Source organism: Kitasatospora phosalacinea, from assembly GCF_000716545.1.
Lineage (GTDB): Bacteria > Actinomycetota > Actinomycetes > Streptomycetales > Streptomycetaceae > Kitasatospora > Kitasatospora phosalacinea.
The window spans coordinates 1-14113 of sequence record NZ_JNWZ01000045.1 but is presented as its reverse complement, the minus strand read 5'-3'; the positions used below and the strand labels follow the sequence as shown (position 1 = coordinate 14113).

Annotated in this window: 16 protein-coding genes; 5 read left to right on the top strand and 11 right to left on the bottom strand. The window is 75.5% G+C overall.

Annotated features, from left to right (window positions below; translation table 11 throughout):
- Position 1: 1 nt before the first annotated feature.
- From OO48_RS22220 to OO48_RS38465, 5 genes are all read right to left on the bottom strand, one after another.
- On the bottom strand, positions 2-2248 hold the full coding sequence (locus OO48_RS22220; protein WP_051732481.1) for an ATP-binding cassette domain-containing protein: 2247 nt from the start codon (positions 2246-2248) through the stop codon (positions 2-4).
- Positions 2245-4608: an ATP-binding cassette domain-containing protein gene (locus tag OO48_RS22215; protein WP_051732479.1), complete on the bottom strand. Its 2364-nt coding sequence runs from the start codon at positions 4606-4608 to the stop codon at positions 2245-2247. Before OO48_RS22215 ends, OO48_RS22220 begins: the two co-directional genes overlap by 4 nt.
- A complete protein-coding gene (locus OO48_RS22210; protein ID WP_033219023.1) occupies positions 4605-5450 on the bottom strand; it encodes an acyl-CoA carboxylase biotin carboxyl carrier protein subunit in 846 nt (281 codons plus the stop codon). The genes OO48_RS22215 and OO48_RS22210 overlap by 4 nt, the downstream gene beginning before the upstream one ends.
- Positions 5447-6709: a cytochrome P450 gene (locus tag OO48_RS22205; protein ID WP_033219021.1), complete on the bottom strand. Its 1263-nt coding sequence runs from the start codon at positions 6707-6709 to the stop codon at positions 5447-5449. Before OO48_RS22205 ends, OO48_RS22210 begins: the two co-directional genes overlap by 4 nt.
- 104 nt (positions 6710-6813) lie before the next feature.
- Complete coding sequence (locus tag OO48_RS38465; protein WP_157845508.1) at positions 6814-6978, bottom strand: hypothetical protein; 165 nt, start codon at positions 6976-6978, stop codon at positions 6814-6816.
- A gap of 281 nt (positions 6979-7259) precedes the next feature.
- Between OO48_RS38465 and OO48_RS22200 the strand changes: the two genes are divergently transcribed.
- From OO48_RS22200 to OO48_RS22190, 3 genes are all read left to right on the top strand, one after another.
- Positions 7260-8204: an ABC transporter ATP-binding protein gene (locus OO48_RS22200; protein WP_033219019.1), complete on the top strand. Its 945-nt coding sequence runs from the start codon at positions 7260-7262 to the stop codon at positions 8202-8204.
- Positions 8201-9010, top strand: coding sequence for an ABC transporter permease (locus OO48_RS22195; protein ID WP_033219018.1), 810 nt, complete (start codon positions 8201-8203; stop codon positions 9008-9010). The genes OO48_RS22200 and OO48_RS22195 overlap by 4 nt, the downstream gene beginning before the upstream one ends.
- A gap of 192 nt (positions 9011-9202) precedes the next feature.
- On the top strand, positions 9203-9703 hold the full coding sequence (locus tag OO48_RS22190) for an ATP-binding protein (RefSeq protein WP_051732477.1): 501 nt from the start codon (positions 9203-9205) through the stop codon (positions 9701-9703).
- A gap of 19 nt (positions 9704-9722) precedes the next feature.
- Here the strand turns inward: OO48_RS22190 and OO48_RS22185 are convergent, their stop codons facing one another.
- The 5 genes from OO48_RS22185 to OO48_RS22165 form a co-directional block, all read right to left on the bottom strand.
- Positions 9723-10214, bottom strand: a complete 492-nt coding sequence (locus tag OO48_RS22185) for an HPP family protein (protein WP_033219015.1) — start codon at positions 10212-10214, stop codon at positions 9723-9725.
- 113 nt (positions 10215-10327) lie between these two features.
- On the bottom strand, positions 10328-10882 hold the full coding sequence (locus OO48_RS22180) for a signal peptidase II (protein WP_081952289.1): 555 nt from the start codon (positions 10880-10882) through the stop codon (positions 10328-10330).
- A gap of 108 nt (positions 10883-10990) precedes the next feature.
- Entirely contained in the window at positions 10991-11248 is a 258-nt protein-coding gene (locus tag OO48_RS22175; protein WP_033219013.1) for a hypothetical protein, read from the bottom strand.
- A complete protein-coding gene (locus OO48_RS22170) occupies positions 11245-11430 on the bottom strand; it encodes a hypothetical protein (protein WP_033219011.1) in 186 nt (61 codons plus the stop codon). Before OO48_RS22170 ends, OO48_RS22175 begins: the two co-directional genes overlap by 4 nt.
- The gene (locus OO48_RS22165; protein ID WP_033219009.1) at positions 11427-11792 is read right to left on the bottom strand and encodes a hypothetical protein; all 366 of its coding nucleotides are present in this window, start codon (positions 11790-11792) and stop codon (positions 11427-11429) included. The genes OO48_RS22170 and OO48_RS22165 overlap by 4 nt, the downstream gene beginning before the upstream one ends.
- A 169-nt stretch (positions 11793-11961) precedes the next feature.
- Between OO48_RS22165 and OO48_RS41220 the strand changes: the two genes are divergently transcribed.
- Positions 11962-12528, top strand: a complete 567-nt coding sequence (locus OO48_RS41220) for a Scr1 family TA system antitoxin-like transcriptional regulator (protein ID WP_425338572.1) — start codon at positions 11962-11964, stop codon at positions 12526-12528.
- Positions 12522-13061: a P-loop nucleotide/nucleoside kinase family protein gene (locus OO48_RS22155; protein WP_033219099.1), complete on the top strand. Its 540-nt coding sequence runs from the start codon at positions 12522-12524 to the stop codon at positions 13059-13061. Before OO48_RS41220 ends, OO48_RS22155 begins: the two co-directional genes overlap by 7 nt.
- Positions 13062-13160: 99 nt before the next feature.
- Here OO48_RS22155 and OO48_RS22150 read toward each other — a convergent pair whose 3' ends face one another.
- Complete coding sequence (locus OO48_RS22150; RefSeq protein ID WP_033219007.1) at positions 13161-14075, bottom strand: alpha/beta hydrolase; 915 nt, start codon at positions 14073-14075, stop codon at positions 13161-13163.
- Positions 14076-14113 lie beyond the last annotated feature (38 nt).

Below are 14113 nucleotides of genomic sequence, written 5' to 3'. Positions count from 1 at the left end.
CTCACATCTCCTGGAAGCGGGCGAGGCGGGTGAACAGCGGGTCGGTGCCGAGCAGTTCGCGGTAGGTGCCCTCGGCGGACACCCGTCCTCCGTCCAGCACGCAGATCCGGTCGGCGGTGCGGATGGTGCTCAGTCGGTGGGCGATCACCAGGCGGGTGCGGTCGAGGCCGGCGACGGCGTCGGCGACCCGCTGCTGGGTGGCGTTGTCGAGGGCGGAGGTGGCTTCGTCGAGCAGCAGCACGGCCGGGTCGCGGACCAGGGCGCGGGCCAGCAGCAGGCGTTGCACCTGGCCGCCGGAGAAGCCCTGCGCGTCCTCGCCGACCCGGGTGCCCAGGCCCATCGGCAGGGCGCGCAACTCGTCGGCGATCCCGGCGAGTTCGGCGGCGTGCCAGATCCGGTCCTCGGTGACGTCCGGGTCGGCGCCGGCCAGGTTCTCCAGCAGCGAGCCGCGCAGCATCCGGCCGTGCTGGAGCACCGAGCCGAGCTGTCGGCGGACCAACCGGGCGTCCAGGCCGGCGAGTTCGCGGCCGTCGTAGCGGATCGCGCCGGACTCGGGCCGCTCGAAGCCGAGCAGCAGCCGGATCAGGGTGGACTTGCCGGCGCCGGACGGACCGACCACGGCGACGAACTCGCCCGGCTCGGCGCGCAGCGACACCCCGTCCAGGGCGGGCAGCGCGCTGCCCGGGTAGCGGAACACCACGTTCTCCAGGGCGAGCCGCCCCACGAGGCGGCCCGGGTCGGCGAGCTGCCCGGCCCGTTCGGCGGCGTTCACGGCCGGCTCGGCGAGGATCGGCCGCAGCCGCTCCAGCACCGGGGCGACGCCGTACGCGCCGGCCGCGGCGTGGGTGACCTGGCCCAGCGCCAGGGCGACCTGGCCGGCCGCCACGCCGGCGGCCATCAGGTGCCCGGCCTCGGCGGCCGAGCCGAACGTCGCCCCCGCCAGCAGGACGGCCAGCAGCAGCGGTTGGAGCGCGGTGGTGAGCGCGCCGGAGAGTGCCTCGCTGCGCATCGCGGCGGCGTCGGCGCGTTTCTGCCCGGCGAACGGGACGGCCCAGCGGGCGAAGGCCTGGATCTCCCGGCCGGCGGTCTGGATCTTGTCGATGCCCAGCAGCAGCCCGTACAGCACGCCCTGCAACTGCCCGTGCGCCTGGTAGACCCGCGACTCGTGCTCCTGGCGGCGACGGCCGAGCAGCAGCAGCGCGGCCGTCACCGCCAGCACGGCGAGCAGCAGCAGCCCGCCGAGCCGCCAGTCCACCAGCAGCAGGACGGTCAGCCCGGTGACGGCGAACACCGCGCCGAGCACGGCGCCCACCAGCACCTCCGAGAGGGCCTGCCGGGCCTGCGCCACCGCGTTCGCCCGGTGCACCAGGTCACCCGTGGTGTAGTCGCGGAAGAACCTGGCGTCCTGGGCCAGCAGCCGGTCCCAGACGGCGGGTTCGAGCGCGTGCTGCACCCGGCTGGTGAGCCGGACGGCGGCGGTGTTGCGGACGAGCGTGAGCAGCCAGGACGCCACCACCGCGGAGCCCAGCAGCACGGCCAGCCAGCGCACCGGGTGCCGTTCGGCCAGCAGCAGGCCGGGCAGCAGTACTCCGGTGGACAGCGGGACGAGCAGGCCGAGCAGCGCCGACACCAGACCGGCCCCGCTCAGCACCGCCAGGTCCCGGCGGGCACCGGGCACGGCGAGGGCGAAGCGCAGCAGGTCGACCGGGGTCGGGCACCCCGGCGGCAGCGGCGGGTACAGCAGCAGCGCCTGGCGGCTCAACTCCGCACGGGTGGCAGCCCGTCCGGAGTCCGGGTCGTGGCGGCGGTGCCGCCCGGCCCGGGGAATCAGGGCGATCGGCCGGCCGTCCTCGGCGGCGAACGCCACCATCGGCCCGGCCGTGCCGGTCTCGTCCCCGCCGGCCAGGGTGACCGGGCGCCAGCGCACTCCGGCCCGGCGCAGCAGCGCCGTCACCGGGTCGGCGGCGTCCCGCACCGCGGCGGGGACCTGTTCGGGCACCGGCACGCCCAGTGCCCGCAGCACCTCCCGCGCCTGGTCCGCGCGGTGGCGCGGCGCTGCCGGCGTGGTGCCGCCGGGGCGCGGGGAGGTGTGCGGACGACCGGCGGCGGTGCCCAACTCGGCCAACGCGCCCGCGAGTGCGGTGCGGTTGGCGGCCGCGGTGGCGTCGGCCCGGGTCGCCGGGCCGCGCTCCTCGTCCTCCGCGGCAGTCCGTGTCCCGCCCTCGGGGGCGGCGGTGACGGTGCTCATGCCTGCTCCTCCGTCCGGACGGGCTGGTCCTGGGTGGTCTGGGTGGTCTGGGTGGTCTGGGTGGTCTGAGCGGCTTCGGCGGCGGCCGTCTCGCGCAGCAGCTCCCGGTAGGGGCCGTCCTGTTCGGCGAGTTCGGCGGGCGGGCCCTGCTGGACGATCCGACCGGACCGGATCACCACGACCCGGTCGGCCGCCTGGATGGTGCTCAGTCGGTGGGCCAGGACGAGGCAGCTGACACCTCGGCGGCGCAGGTGGGCGTTGACGGCGGCCTCGGTGTGGGCGTCCAGGGCACTGGTGGCCTCGTCGAGCACGACCAGGGCCGGGTCGAGGGCCAACGCCCGGGCGATCTCGATGCGTTGGCGCTCGCCGCCGGACCAGTTGCGGGCGTCCTCGTCGATCCGGGCGTCCAGCCCGCCGCGGCGGCGGACCAGTTCGGCGGCTTCGGCGTCGGCCAGGGCCCGGCTCAGGGCGTCCTCGCCGACCGAGGGGTCCCAGAGCGTCAGGTTCTCCCGGACGGTGCCCTCGAAGAGGCGCAACTGCTGTTCCACGTAGGCGACCTGGCCGGTGACGACGGCGCGGTGCCAGTCGTCGCGGGGGCGCCCGTCGAGCAGCACCTCGCCCTTCCAAGGGCGCAGCACGCCGGCCGCGAGCCGGGCCAGGGTGGACTTGCCGCTGCCGCTGCCGCCGACCACGGCGACCCATTCACCGGGGGCGATCCGCAGCGAGATCCCGGTGAGGGCGGGCGGCCGGTTGGGGTCGTAGCCGAACTCCAGGTCGCGCAGTTCGAGTTCGCCGCGCAGCCGGACGGGTTCGGCGGGGGCGTCCAGGACGGGGGTGAGGTACGGGTCGACCTCGCTGGTCTCGATGTCCTCCAGCAGCGCGTTCTGCGCCCGGGCGACGGTGAACTCGGCACCGGTGCCAACCAGTTGGGAGACCGGTAGGAGGAAGCCGTTGAGCAGCAGCAGGAAGGCCAGCAGGGTGCCGAAGGAGAGCGAGCCGGCCAGCAGCAGGGCGGTTCCGGCGATCACGGCGGCGGCCGCGGCGGCGGAGTTGAGCGCGCCGGGCAGCGAGAGCGGCACCAGGACGGTGCGGGCGACCTGCTGCCCGGTGTGCGCGGCGCGGGCCTGCCAGCCGGCCCAGGAGCGGAACAGCGCGTCCTCCGCGCCCTCGGCCTTGACCGTCTCGATCGCCGACACCCCGGCGAAGGCGACGCCGTCGCGCTTGTGGCCCTCGGCGTGCAGCCGGTGGATCGTGCCGCCGCGCCGCCGGTCCGCGGAGCGCAGTGCGAGCGCGTCCAGCACCGCGACGGCGACCGGGATCGCGGCGAGCTTCGGGGCCAGCCAGAGCAGCGCGCCCAGGTGGACGGCGGCGGCGGCCAACGAGGAGGCGGCGCCGGCCACCCGGTAGGAGAGCAGGTTGGCCAGGCCGTCGTTGAGCTGGACGCGGGTGACCAGGCCGCCGAGCTGGCGGCGGTGGAAGAACGCGCCGGGCAGCCGCAGCATCCGCCACAGGAAGGCCGCCGAGGAGCGGGCGGCCATCGCCTCCAGCACCCGGTTGACCATCGCGGAGCGCAGCCAGTTCCCGGCCAGCACGAGCCCGGTGACGGCGGCCCCGGCCAGGGTCAGCGGCAGCGCCCAGCCGCTCGCGCCGCCGTTCACCACGGTGGCCAGGTAGGTGCGCAGCAGGAACGCGGAGGCCACGCCGGGCACCGTCATCACCATGCCGACCAGCACCGCGACCAGCATCGGCCAGGCGTACGGCCGCATCCGGGCGGTCAGCGAGCGCAGCAGCGGGAAGCGGCGGCCGCCGCGTTCGAAGTCGGGGCCGCGTTCGAAGCCGACGGCGATGCCGGCGAACGACTCCCAGAACTCGGCCGGGGTGGCCGAGTAGGAGCCCAGCGAGGGGTCGTTGACGTGCACCCGGCCGCGCTTGACGCCTTCGAAGACGGCGAAGTGCGGGCCGGTGACCAGCACCATGGACGGCACCGGCACGGCGTCGAGGCCCTGCAGCCGCTCGTCCTCGCGGCGCACCACCCGGCGGCCGCGGGCCAGCAGCCCGTACCGTCCGGCGGCGCGGGCAACGGCGGCCGCGCTGACCCCGTCCCGGCTGACCCCGCAGGCGCGGGACGCCTCGTTCAGCGTCACCCGCCGCCCGAACGCGCCGAGCACCACGGCGAGGCAGGCCGCCCCGCAGTCCTGTTCCTCCATCTGCGGCACCACGGGCGTGCGCAGGTGGGTGCGCCTCTTCGGCGCCCTCCGGGGGGTTCCGGGCTTCGGGTCCGCGCTCTTCGGCCCGCCGCCGCCGGCGGTGCGCGGTTCGGTGGCGGGCGGCTCGACGGTGGCGGTCCGGGTCGGCTTCATCGCTTGGCCTCCCGTCCGAGGACCGCCTGGTACGGGTGCCGGCTGCCGAGGTCGACCCGGACGTCCAGCGCCAGCGGGCCGTCCGGCACGACGCCCCGCGGGAGCCGGGCGTACGCCACCCAGACGGGGGCGCCGCCGGCGGGCAGCCCGGGGACGGCGACCGGCAGGGTGCCGTCGAGCGAGTCGGCGCGGACGGGCAGCGCCTCGACGCGGTCGACGACGGCGCGCACCGCTCCCCCGCCGGGCGCCGGGACGAGCAGGGGCAGGCCGGGGGCGAGCTTCGCCGCGTCCTGCGGGTTGTCCAGCAGCAGCCGGACGGTGGCCGGCGCGGCGGCCGCGTCCAGCGCCAGCACGGGCGTGCCGGGCGCGAGTCGGGCGCCGGGGGCGGCCAGCAGGGCGCTCACGGTGCCGGCCTCGGGGGCGGTCAGCCGGGTGGTGCCGGTGCCGTCGCCGATCAGCGCCAGCACCTGTCCGGCCGCCACCCGGTCGCCGGGGCGCACCTCGAACTCGACGACGCTGCCCGCGCGTTCGGCGGCCACCCGGACGGGGGCGTCCCCGTGCGCGGCGACGGCGTGCACGGTCATGGTGTGCGGGAGCTTGCCCCACACCGCCCAGCTCGCGCCCGCGCCGACGGCCAGCACCAGGGCGGCGCCGGCCAGCCACAGCCGGGCCCCGATCAGCCGCACGGGCTGGTCGAGTCCGGGTTCCAGCACGGCGGCGGCCCGCGCGGCGGCGACGGCGGTGCTCTCCCGCCGCGCCCCGGCGTCCGGTCCGGGCCGCGTCCCGGCGTCCGGTCCGGGCCGCGTCCCGGTGTCCTGCCCGGGTCCGGTCACGGTGCTCATGCCGCCACCTCCATCAGGTCGGGCGCCGGTGCGGCCGTCGGCGCGGTCCGCGGCGGGCAGGCCACCGGCAGTTCGCGCACCCCGCCGAAGGCGAACTGCTCGTTCAGGCGGGCGGTGGACTCGGTCAGGGTGGTGCTCAACTCCCGTACCGCGTCGGCCTCGGCGAGGCCGCGCAGGACGGCGGAGCCGGCGATCAGGGAGAGCGGGGCGCCCAGGCAGTGGTGCGGGCCGTGGCCGAAGGCGAGGTGCTGGCGCTCGGGGCGGTCGGGGTCGAAGCGGTCGGGGTTCGCGAAGCGGCGCGGATCCCGGTTGGCGGCGGCGTACAGCAGCATGGCGACGCTGCCGGCCGGGATGACGGTGTCGCCGAGCGCGACCTCGCGGGTCAGTGCCCGGGCACTGGCGCGCACGGGGCTGCCGAGCCGCTGGGCCTCGTCGAACACGGCGTCGGCCAGCGCGGGCCGCTCGCGCACCCGGGCGGCCAGGCCGGGGGTGCGGATCAACTCCCAGGCGGCGACGGCAAGTCCGGAGGTGAGCGTCTCCAGTCCGTTGGCGAGCAGCATCACCACGAAGGCGAGCAGTTCCTCGGTGTCGAGCCGGCCCTCGCCGCGCGCGACGGTCAGCCGGCTGATCAGGTCGTCGCCCGGGGCGGCGGCCCGCTCGGCGCACAACTCCTCGACGTAGGCGTGGAATTCGGCGAACTCGGCGTCCAGTTCGGCGGCTTCGGGGCCGGTGCCGAACGGGTCGAGCATCGCGCGGGCGACCAGGCCCGCCCAGCCGGTGATCCGGCCCTGCTCGGAGTCGGGGACGTCGAGGATGGCGCAGGAGACGGCGACCGGCAGCGGGACGGCCAGGTCGGCGACGAGTTCGAAGGAGCCGGCCGCGATCAGCGGGGCGAGCAGCCGGGCGGCGGTGGTCTCGATCCGCTCGCGCATCTGCTCCAGCCTGCGGTGGCTGAACGCGGCGGTGGCGAGCCGCTTGAGCCGGGTGTGGTCGGCGCCGTCGCGCATCGGCAGCATCCGGTTGACCACCTTGAGCAGTGCGGTGTTGCCGGCCCTGGGCAGTCCGACGGTGGTCGGGTCGACGTTGGTGCCCGGGTTCATCAGGACGGTGAGGATCTCCTGGTGGCCGGAGACCACGTAGAGCGGGCCGAGGTCCAGGACGGGCGCCTCGGCCAGCAGCCGGCGGTAGAGCGCGGGTGGGTCCTGCTGAGCGGCGGGCTGCTGGATGAACCGCGTCAGCTCGTGCCGGAGGCTGTCCATGCCCGGCTCTCCTTCGATCTGGCGTTTCGGCTGGGGTGTCGGTGCCGGAGCGGGGTGCGGGGGTGGGCCGCCGGAGAGCGGACCACCCCCGCACAGGACCCGAATTACTCGGCCGAGACCTCGGCGACGGAGTTCGACACCGAGCTGAAGCTCGACACCGGGCAGGCGGCGGAGAGCAGGGAGGAGACGGAGACGCCGCCGTTGACGGTGTCCAGCTCCTCGACCTCGATGTCGAACTGCTCGTCCTTGTTGATCTCGTTCTGCGCCATGGGAATCTCCCTCTCGTTTCGCGGCTCCGGCCCGCTTCCCGGGTCGGTCGCCTCGGTTTACCCTTTTCCCGCCTTTCGCTTTCCCGGGCCGGCTTTCGCTTTCCCCGGTTCCGCTCTCGGCGATGTCTCAACTATGACCGACTCCCGAAAACCTGTGCAGTAGGAGATGTCAGATTCCCAGGGGCGTAAATGTCACCGTCCGAGATGACATTTTGCACATGTTCTGACCTGCGACGATGCGCTACTTGCCGTTCTACTGCCGGACGCGTCACGCTGCATGCATGACACCTCTTTCCGAGAAATTCCCGGCCGTGGAGGTAGTGGATCTGCGGCGTTCCTACGGAGACTACGAGGCGGTGCGCGGCATCTCCTTCTCCATCGCCCGCGGCGAACTCTTCGCCCTGCTCGGCACCAACGGCGCGGGCAAGACCACCACCCTGGAGGTGCTGGAGGGCTACCACCCGCCGACCTCGGGGCGCGTCCGGATCTTCGGGCTGGACCCGTTCACGGCCGGGTCGAAGGTCCGCCGGCGCACCGGCGTGATGCTCCAGGAGGGCGGCTTCTTCAAGGAGTTGACCGTCAAGGAGACGGTCGACTGCTGGCGCGCCTTCACCAGCCGGGCCCGGCCGACCGCCGAGGTGCTGGCGAAGGTCGCGCTGGAGGCGCGGGCCGGCACCCGGGTCGGCCAGCTGTCCGGCGGCGAGCGCCGCCGCCTGGACCTGGCACTGGCGGTGCTGAACGAGCCGGAGCTGCTGTTCCTGGACGAGCCGACCACCGGCATGGACCCGGAGGCCCGGCGCGCCACCTGGCGGCTGGTGGAGGAGCTGCGGGCGGACGGCACCACGGTGGTGCTGACCACCCACTACCTGGAGGAGGCCCAGCAGTTGGCCGACCGGGTGGCCATCATGGACCGGGGCGTGATCGCCGCCGCCGGCACCGTCGCCGAGGTGCTGTCCGGCCGGGGCGACCTGATCTCGCTGCCGCTGCCGCCCGGCCACGAGCTCGCCGCACTGCCCGAACTGCTCGGTGCCGCGCCCTCGCTGGCGGACGGCCGGGCGGTCTACCGGGTGCCCCGCTCGGCGCCCGCGCTGGCCGCGCTGCACGCCTGGGCGGCGTCCCGGCACCTCGAACTGGACGGCCTGGAGGTGCGCTCCGGCTCGCTGGAGGACGTCTTCCTCGACCTCGCCGACCGCCACTCACCCACCCCGACGGGAGCGTCCCGATGAGCTGGTTCACGTACGCCAAGGGGCAGTTCGCCCTGTCCTGGAAGGTGTTCTGGCGCAACCGGCGCTCCACCTTCATCGGGTTCCTGCTGCCGGTGCTGCTCAACCTGGTGATCGCCGCGCCGCTGCGCGACAAGGAGATCGGCGGGGTGAACGCCGCCGGGTACGTGGCGGTGGGGCTGCTCGGGCTGGCCCTGGTCACCTCGTTCGTCAACCTGCTGGGCGGCGTGGTGGCGCGCCGCGAGGAGCTGGTGCTGAAGCGGCTGCGCGGCACCGAGTGCCCGCCGAGCGCGGTCTTCGCCGGGCAGTTGGGCGCGGGCGGGGTGGTGGTGCTGATCCAGGCGCTGGTGCTGGGGGGTGTCGCGGTGGTCTGGTTCGGCGCGCCGCTGCCGGCCGATCCGGCGCTGCTGCTGCTGGTCCTGCTCGGCGGCTACCTGCTGTTCTCGGTGCTGGCGGTGGCCCTGTCCGGGGTGACGCCGTCCACCGAGTCGGCGCCGCTGGTGGCGACGCCGGTCCTGGTGCTGTGCATGTTCGGCGCGGGCGTGTTCACCCCGGTCGCCGGCCTGCCGGACTGGCTGCGCGGGCCGTCCGGGGCGTTGCCGCTCTCCCCGGTGGTCCGGGGGCTGCGGACGGCCTGGTTCGGCCGCGAGTTCGGCGCGGAGACCTGGGCCGGCGGCCCGCTGCGGGAGCTCGACCTGCTGCACGGCTGGACGTCCGCCGGGCCGTCGCTGCTGCTGCTCGCCGTCTGGCTGGCCGCGGCCGCGGCGCTCTCCCGCCGGCTGCTGCGCTGGGAGCCCCGGCGCGGCTGAGCCCGCCCGGCCGACCGCCTGCCGGTCGACGCCGCCACTCACCTCCGACCGGCCCGTCCGTCCCGAAGTACCCGCGCCCCGGGGACTTCCGGCCGTGGCGGGCCGTCGGCGCGTCGGCGCAGGCTGGTGGTGGACACGGGTCGTCTCCTGCCGTCGGCGGGTGCCCGTCCGCACCCTGCCGGGAGGCCCGCGATGCACCGGAGTCGGCCGCACCTCAGCCTGTTGACGCTCGACAGCACCCTCGAATCGGTCGCCGGGGCCCGCCGCCACACCGCGCAGGTGCTGGAGTGCTGGCGGGCCAGGGTGGAACTCTCGGACGCCGCCCGGCTGGTGGTCTCCGAGCTGGCCACCAACGCGGTCCGGGCCCGCTGCGGCCCGGACGGCTTCACCCTCTCCCTGGTCCTGCACGACGGCTCCCTGCTGGTCCAGGTCGGCGACCAGGACCCCCGTCCGCCCCGCCCCCGCCCCGCCGGCCCCGAAGCGACCGGCGGCCGCGGTCTGCAACTGGTCGGCGAGCTCTCCTCCCGCTGGGGCTACTACCGCACCTCCCCGCACGGCAAGGTCGTCTGGGCCGAGCTCCCCGCCGAGGAGCGTCCCCACGACTCCCCCGGGGCCGCCGCCGGCCCCACCGTGGTCGACGCCGGACTGCCCTGCCTCCCGACCGCTCCCCCGTCCGCCGGGTCCCGCCGCTGACGGCGCCGCCGCCGGCCCCTCACCACGCGACGGGGTACCGCACCGGATGGCCGCCGACCCGGTGCGGCAGGAGGCCGAACAGCACCAGGACGGCCGTGGCCAGGGCCAGCAGCGGGAGGAACACCGCCGGGCGCGGGGACTGCAGCACCACGATCACCGCGGTCGCCGCCGCGGGCGAGTGCGGCACGTGCGCGATCAGCATCGCCACCAGGGCCAGCCCGCCCGCGACCGCCGCCGCCCAGGGGCCGGGGCCGGCGGCCGCGAGCACCGCGAAGCCCACGGCGGCGGACAGCAGCTGGCCGCCGACCAGGTTGCGCGGCTGCGAGATGGGCAGGCCGGGCGCGCCGTGCACCAGTGCCGCGCTGGCCGCCAGGGGCGGGATCAGCACCGGCTGGTGCAGGGCCACGCCGACCGCGACCAGGACCAGCAGTGCCCCCATGGCAAAGCTTCCGGCCCGCATCGCGTGCCACGCGCGACGTCCCAGGGTGGCGGCGTTCGAGGTGGCGGACATGCTCAGGCTCCCTGATCAGGCGGTACTCGATCCAAGGATCCTAAACAGACTGTTGACGTTTCAAGAACCTCTTTGCCCAGGAGGCAAATCTCCCACCGCCCGGCCGGGGCGCACTACGCGGTGGTGGAACCGGCGGCGGCGGCGCCCAGCGGCACGCCCCGGAAGGAGAGCAGGACGGCCAGGCCGCAGCCGCAGGTGATCGCCCAGTCGGCGAGGTTCATCACGCTGAAGTCGCGGACGGCGATGAAGTCGACCACCGCGCCCTGCAGACCGCCGGGGGCCCGGAAGACCCGGTCCGTCAGGTTGCCGAGCGCCCCGCCCAGCAGCAGGCCCAGCGAGACCGCCCAGGGGGTGCTGACCAGCCGGCGCGACATCCGGACGACGGCGACGACGACGGCCGTGGCGATCACCGTGAAGACGATGGTCGCCGCCTCCCCGACCTCGAAGGCCGCCCCGGAGTTGCGCTGCACCCGCAGCTCCAGCCAGTTCCCGATCACCGGAACGGCCGTCCGCCCTTCGATCCGCGCGACCACCGCCACCTTGCTCACCACGTCGACGGCGTACGCGACGGCCGCCACCACCCACAGCAGCCACACCACCCGCCCGCCGCCGGCACCCTCCCGCGCCTCCCCCGCCGCCGGCACCTCCGGCACCCCGCTCACCGCCATGTCCGCCCTCCTCGCCCGCGCGGCCCCCGGCGGGCCACCGCCACCACTCTCCTACCCGGGACGCCGCGCCCCTCCCCCGGGGGGCACCTCGCCCGGCCGACCCGCCCGTCAGCCTCCGCCCCCCTCCGGGCGGAAGTAGGTGGCCCAGAGCTGTTCGACGCCGTCGGCGGTGCGGCGGTGGCCGAAGCGGTCGGCGGCGCGGAGCACGGTGAGCACTTCGAGGTGGTGGGAATCCCCCGCCCCGGACGGGAGTTCGAGCATGACGTGGACGCTGTCACCGCTCACGGTGACGCGGACTTCGGTGCCGATCAGTTCGGCCAGCCGGTTGGCCCCGGCCCAGGAGCGGTCGGCGGTGTCGTCGCTCACCGGTCCGCCTCCGGGCGCCGGGGCGGGTCGAGTTCGGCGAGGGTGGTGACGCTCTCCCGGCCGTCGCGCAGGTTGCGGACGAACACGCCGCAACTGTGCACCGCCATCACCCGGACGTCCTCGCCGGTGCGCCGGTCGTGGGCACAGCGGCCCTCCCTGGGCTCCCACTGCTCGGTGCTCACGCGCTCGACTCCCTTGCCACCACGTACGCTCCGTCACCGGGCAGGACGGGACGGACACCGTGCCCGGCGAGCACCCGGGCCAGGATCCGCTGCGACCCGCCGTCGATCAGCCGCCCGGTCAGCCGGGCGTACTCGGTGAGCACGTCGGCCAGGGCCCGGGCCGTGGCCGCACTGCACCCCCCGAGCGAGACGTGCGCACCGGCGTCCAGCCCGCGACCGCTCGTCACCGGCATCACGCTCGGCTCGGACGGCAGCCCCGCGAGCCGCCACGCCGTCTCCACGGCGTCCGCCGCGCCCTCCGCCTCCACCCGGTGGGCGCGCAGTCGCGCCGTCTCGTGCTCCGTCTGTGCCATCTCCGCCATCGCCGCTCCATGCCCTCGAATCCGGACTTCCACCTTCAGCATCGGCACGGATCGCTACTCCGAACAGGCAGGACCGCAAAGCAAAGCGGATGTGCGGAAACGGACGTGACGCGCGGTCAGCCCCGAGAAGAACAGCCCCGGGAAGAAGTCCGGTCCCCGCACCTCCCCGATCGACTTCTGCGGGGAAGAACTGCGCAGGTACCGCCTCTCGCACGGGCTCACCCGGGAACAGCTGGGCGCGATGGTCTACTGCTCCGCCGGGCACACCGGCCAGGTGGAGGGCGCGACCCGGAACCCGCGGCAGGACTGCTCGGAACGGTTCGACCGGGTCTTCGGGGCCGGGCGGGTCGCAGGGCTTGAGGTCCGGGCCGGGAAGATCTGCCGGTACGCCCCGACGCTGGTGCCGGGCCTGTTGCAGACCGCCGACTGCGCGCGTGCCGCCATCCGCGTGAACGATCCGCTCCTCGCAGCCGAGGAGGTGGAGGAGCGGGTGGCGGATCGGAGAGTGACGGGGCCGGAACGAGAAAAGGCCCCGCTCTGCCTCCGGGGCGGCCCCGGTCGCCGCCGAGGGGGGGTCCGGCTGACGCGTCGTGGCCCGGCCTGCTTGCCCCGCTTGCCCCGCTTGCCCCGCTTGCTCCGCTTGCTCCGCTTGCTCCGCAGGGGAGTTCAGGCGGTGCGCGGTGTCGCGGACGGGCACGGGCGATGCCGGGCGCGTGCGAGGCTGGGCGCGTGCTGATCGTGATGGCGGGGCTGCCCGGGGCGGGGAAGAGCGCGGTGGCCGAGGAGTTGGGGCGGCGGCTGGGCGCTCCGGTGGTGTCGGTGGATCCGATCGAGGCGGCGATGTGGCGGGCGGGGGTGGCCCGGAGCGAGCCGACCGGCCTGGCCGCCTACGTCGTGGCGGAGGCCGTGGCCGACGGGGTGCTGGCGCTCGGACAGACCGTGATCGTGGACGCGGTCAACGCGGTGGCGGCGGCCCGGACGCAGTGGCGGTCGCTGGCGCTCCGTCGCGGGGTGCCGGTGGCGTTCGTCGAGGTGGTGTGCTCGGACCCGGCGGTGCACCGGCGGCGGCTCGAAGGCCGGTCCCGGTCGATCGCGGGGTTCCCCGAGCCGGACTGGGAGTCGGTGGAGCGACAGCGCGCCGGATTCGCCCCGTGGACCGACGAGCGCCTGGTGCTGGACAGCGTGGCCGACCTGCCCCGGAACGTCGCGACGGCACTGGCACATCTGGCGCACCCGACGCACCCGACGCGCCCGGCCTCGTCCGGCTGACCGCCGCTCTCCGCCGACCACGAGGCACTTGGCCTGCCCGGCGGCGCCCGGACCGGACCGGTCACCGCCCGGCAGGGCCCGGCAGGGCCCGGCCGGCGCTCAGCGGGCCGGTTCGAGGCGCGCGGCGTTCAGGTGGGCGGTGAGGAAGCGGGCGGCGCGGTCGAGTGCGGCGTCCGCTTCGTCGAGGCGGTCGTACTGGTGCTGGAAGACGTGGGGGAGCTCGGGGGCGACTTCGAGCGTGACCTCGACGCCGTCGGCGCCCGCGCGTCCGGCCAGCCGGACCGCGTCGTCGAGGAGCAGTTCGTTCGCGCCGACCTGGACGAGGAGCGGGGGCAGGCCGGTGAGGTCGGCGAACAGCGGGCTGGCCAGGGGGTGCGCCCGGTCGCCCGCGCCGAGGTAGTGGTCGGCGTAGGCGTGCAGGTCGGCCTCGACGAAGAGGGGGTCGGCGTCCTTCTTGGAGCGGACGCTTCCTCCGGTGACGGTGAGGTCGACCCAGGGGGAGAAGACCACCACCGCGGTCGGCAGCGGCAGTCCGGCCTCCCGGGCGGCGAGCAGCGTGGCGATGACCAGCCCGCCGCCGGCGGAGTCACCGGCCAGGACGAGCTCCCGGGGGTCGGTGCCCGAGGCCAACAGCTCGCGGTAGGCCGCGAGCCCGTCGTCGACGGCCGCGGGGAAGGGGTGCTCGGGCGCCAGCCGGTAGTCCACCGACGTCGCGGGCAGCCCGGCGCGGCGGGCCAGTTCGCCGACCAGGCCCGCGTGGGTGTCCGGCGTGCCGATGACGTAGCCGCCGCCGTGCAGGTAGAGCAGGCGGCCGGGGCCCGAGGCTTCGGCCGGCTCCAGTTCCAACGTCGGACGTCCGCCCAGGACGGTCCGGCGGGTGGTCACGCCCTCCGGCGCGGGGCGGCCGACGGCCGCGGCGAAACCGGCGCGCTGCTCCTCGGGGGACGGCGGGGTCTCACTGCGCGGGGCGGAGCGGAGCGCGGCGTCCAGGGCTTCGCGCTGCTGTCGGGACATGAGGGCCTCCGTGGGGCGGGATGGGGCGGGTCGGGGCG

Excerpts from the sequence above, each read along its gene's own strand:
- OO48_RS22205 (WP_033219021.1), bottom strand. The coding sequence starts at position 6,709 with ATGGACAGCCTCCGGCACGAGCTGACGCGGTTCATCCAGCAGCCCGCC.
- OO48_RS22180 (WP_081952289.1), bottom strand. The coding sequence starts at position 10,882 with ATGGCGGTGAGCGGGGTGCCGGAGGTGCCGGCGGCGGGGGAGGCGCGG.
- OO48_RS22190 (WP_051732477.1), top strand. The coding sequence starts at position 9,203 with ATGCACCGGAGTCGGCCGCACCTCAGCCTGTTGACGCTCGACAGCACC.
- OO48_RS22150 (WP_033219007.1), bottom strand. The coding sequence starts at position 14,075 with ATGTCCCGACAGCAGCGCGAAGCCCTGGACGCCGCGCTCCGCTCCGCC.
- OO48_RS22165 (WP_033219009.1), bottom strand. The coding sequence starts at position 11,792 with ATGGCGGAGATGGCACAGACGGAGCACGAGACGGCGCGACTGCGCGCC.
- OO48_RS22195 (WP_033219018.1), top strand. The coding sequence starts at position 8,201 with ATGAGCTGGTTCACGTACGCCAAGGGGCAGTTCGCCCTGTCCTGGAAG.
- OO48_RS38465 (WP_157845508.1), bottom strand. The coding sequence starts at position 6,978 with ATGGCGCAGAACGAGATCAACAAGGACGAGCAGTTCGACATCGAGGTC.
- OO48_RS22185 (WP_033219015.1), bottom strand. The coding sequence starts at position 10,214 with ATGTCCGCCACCTCGAACGCCGCCACCCTGGGACGTCGCGCGTGGCAC.
- OO48_RS22210 (WP_033219023.1), bottom strand. The coding sequence starts at position 5,450 with ATGAGCACCGTGACCGGACCCGGGCAGGACACCGGGACGCGGCCCGGA.
- OO48_RS22220 (WP_051732481.1), bottom strand. The coding sequence starts at position 2,248 with ATGAGCACCGTCACCGCCGCCCCCGAGGGCGGGACACGGACTGCCGCG.
- OO48_RS22215 (WP_051732479.1), bottom strand. The coding sequence starts at position 4,608 with ATGAAGCCGACCCGGACCGCCACCGTCGAGCCGCCCGCCACCGAACCG.
- OO48_RS22200 (WP_033219019.1), top strand. The coding sequence starts at position 7,260 with ATGACACCTCTTTCCGAGAAATTCCCGGCCGTGGAGGTAGTGGATCTG.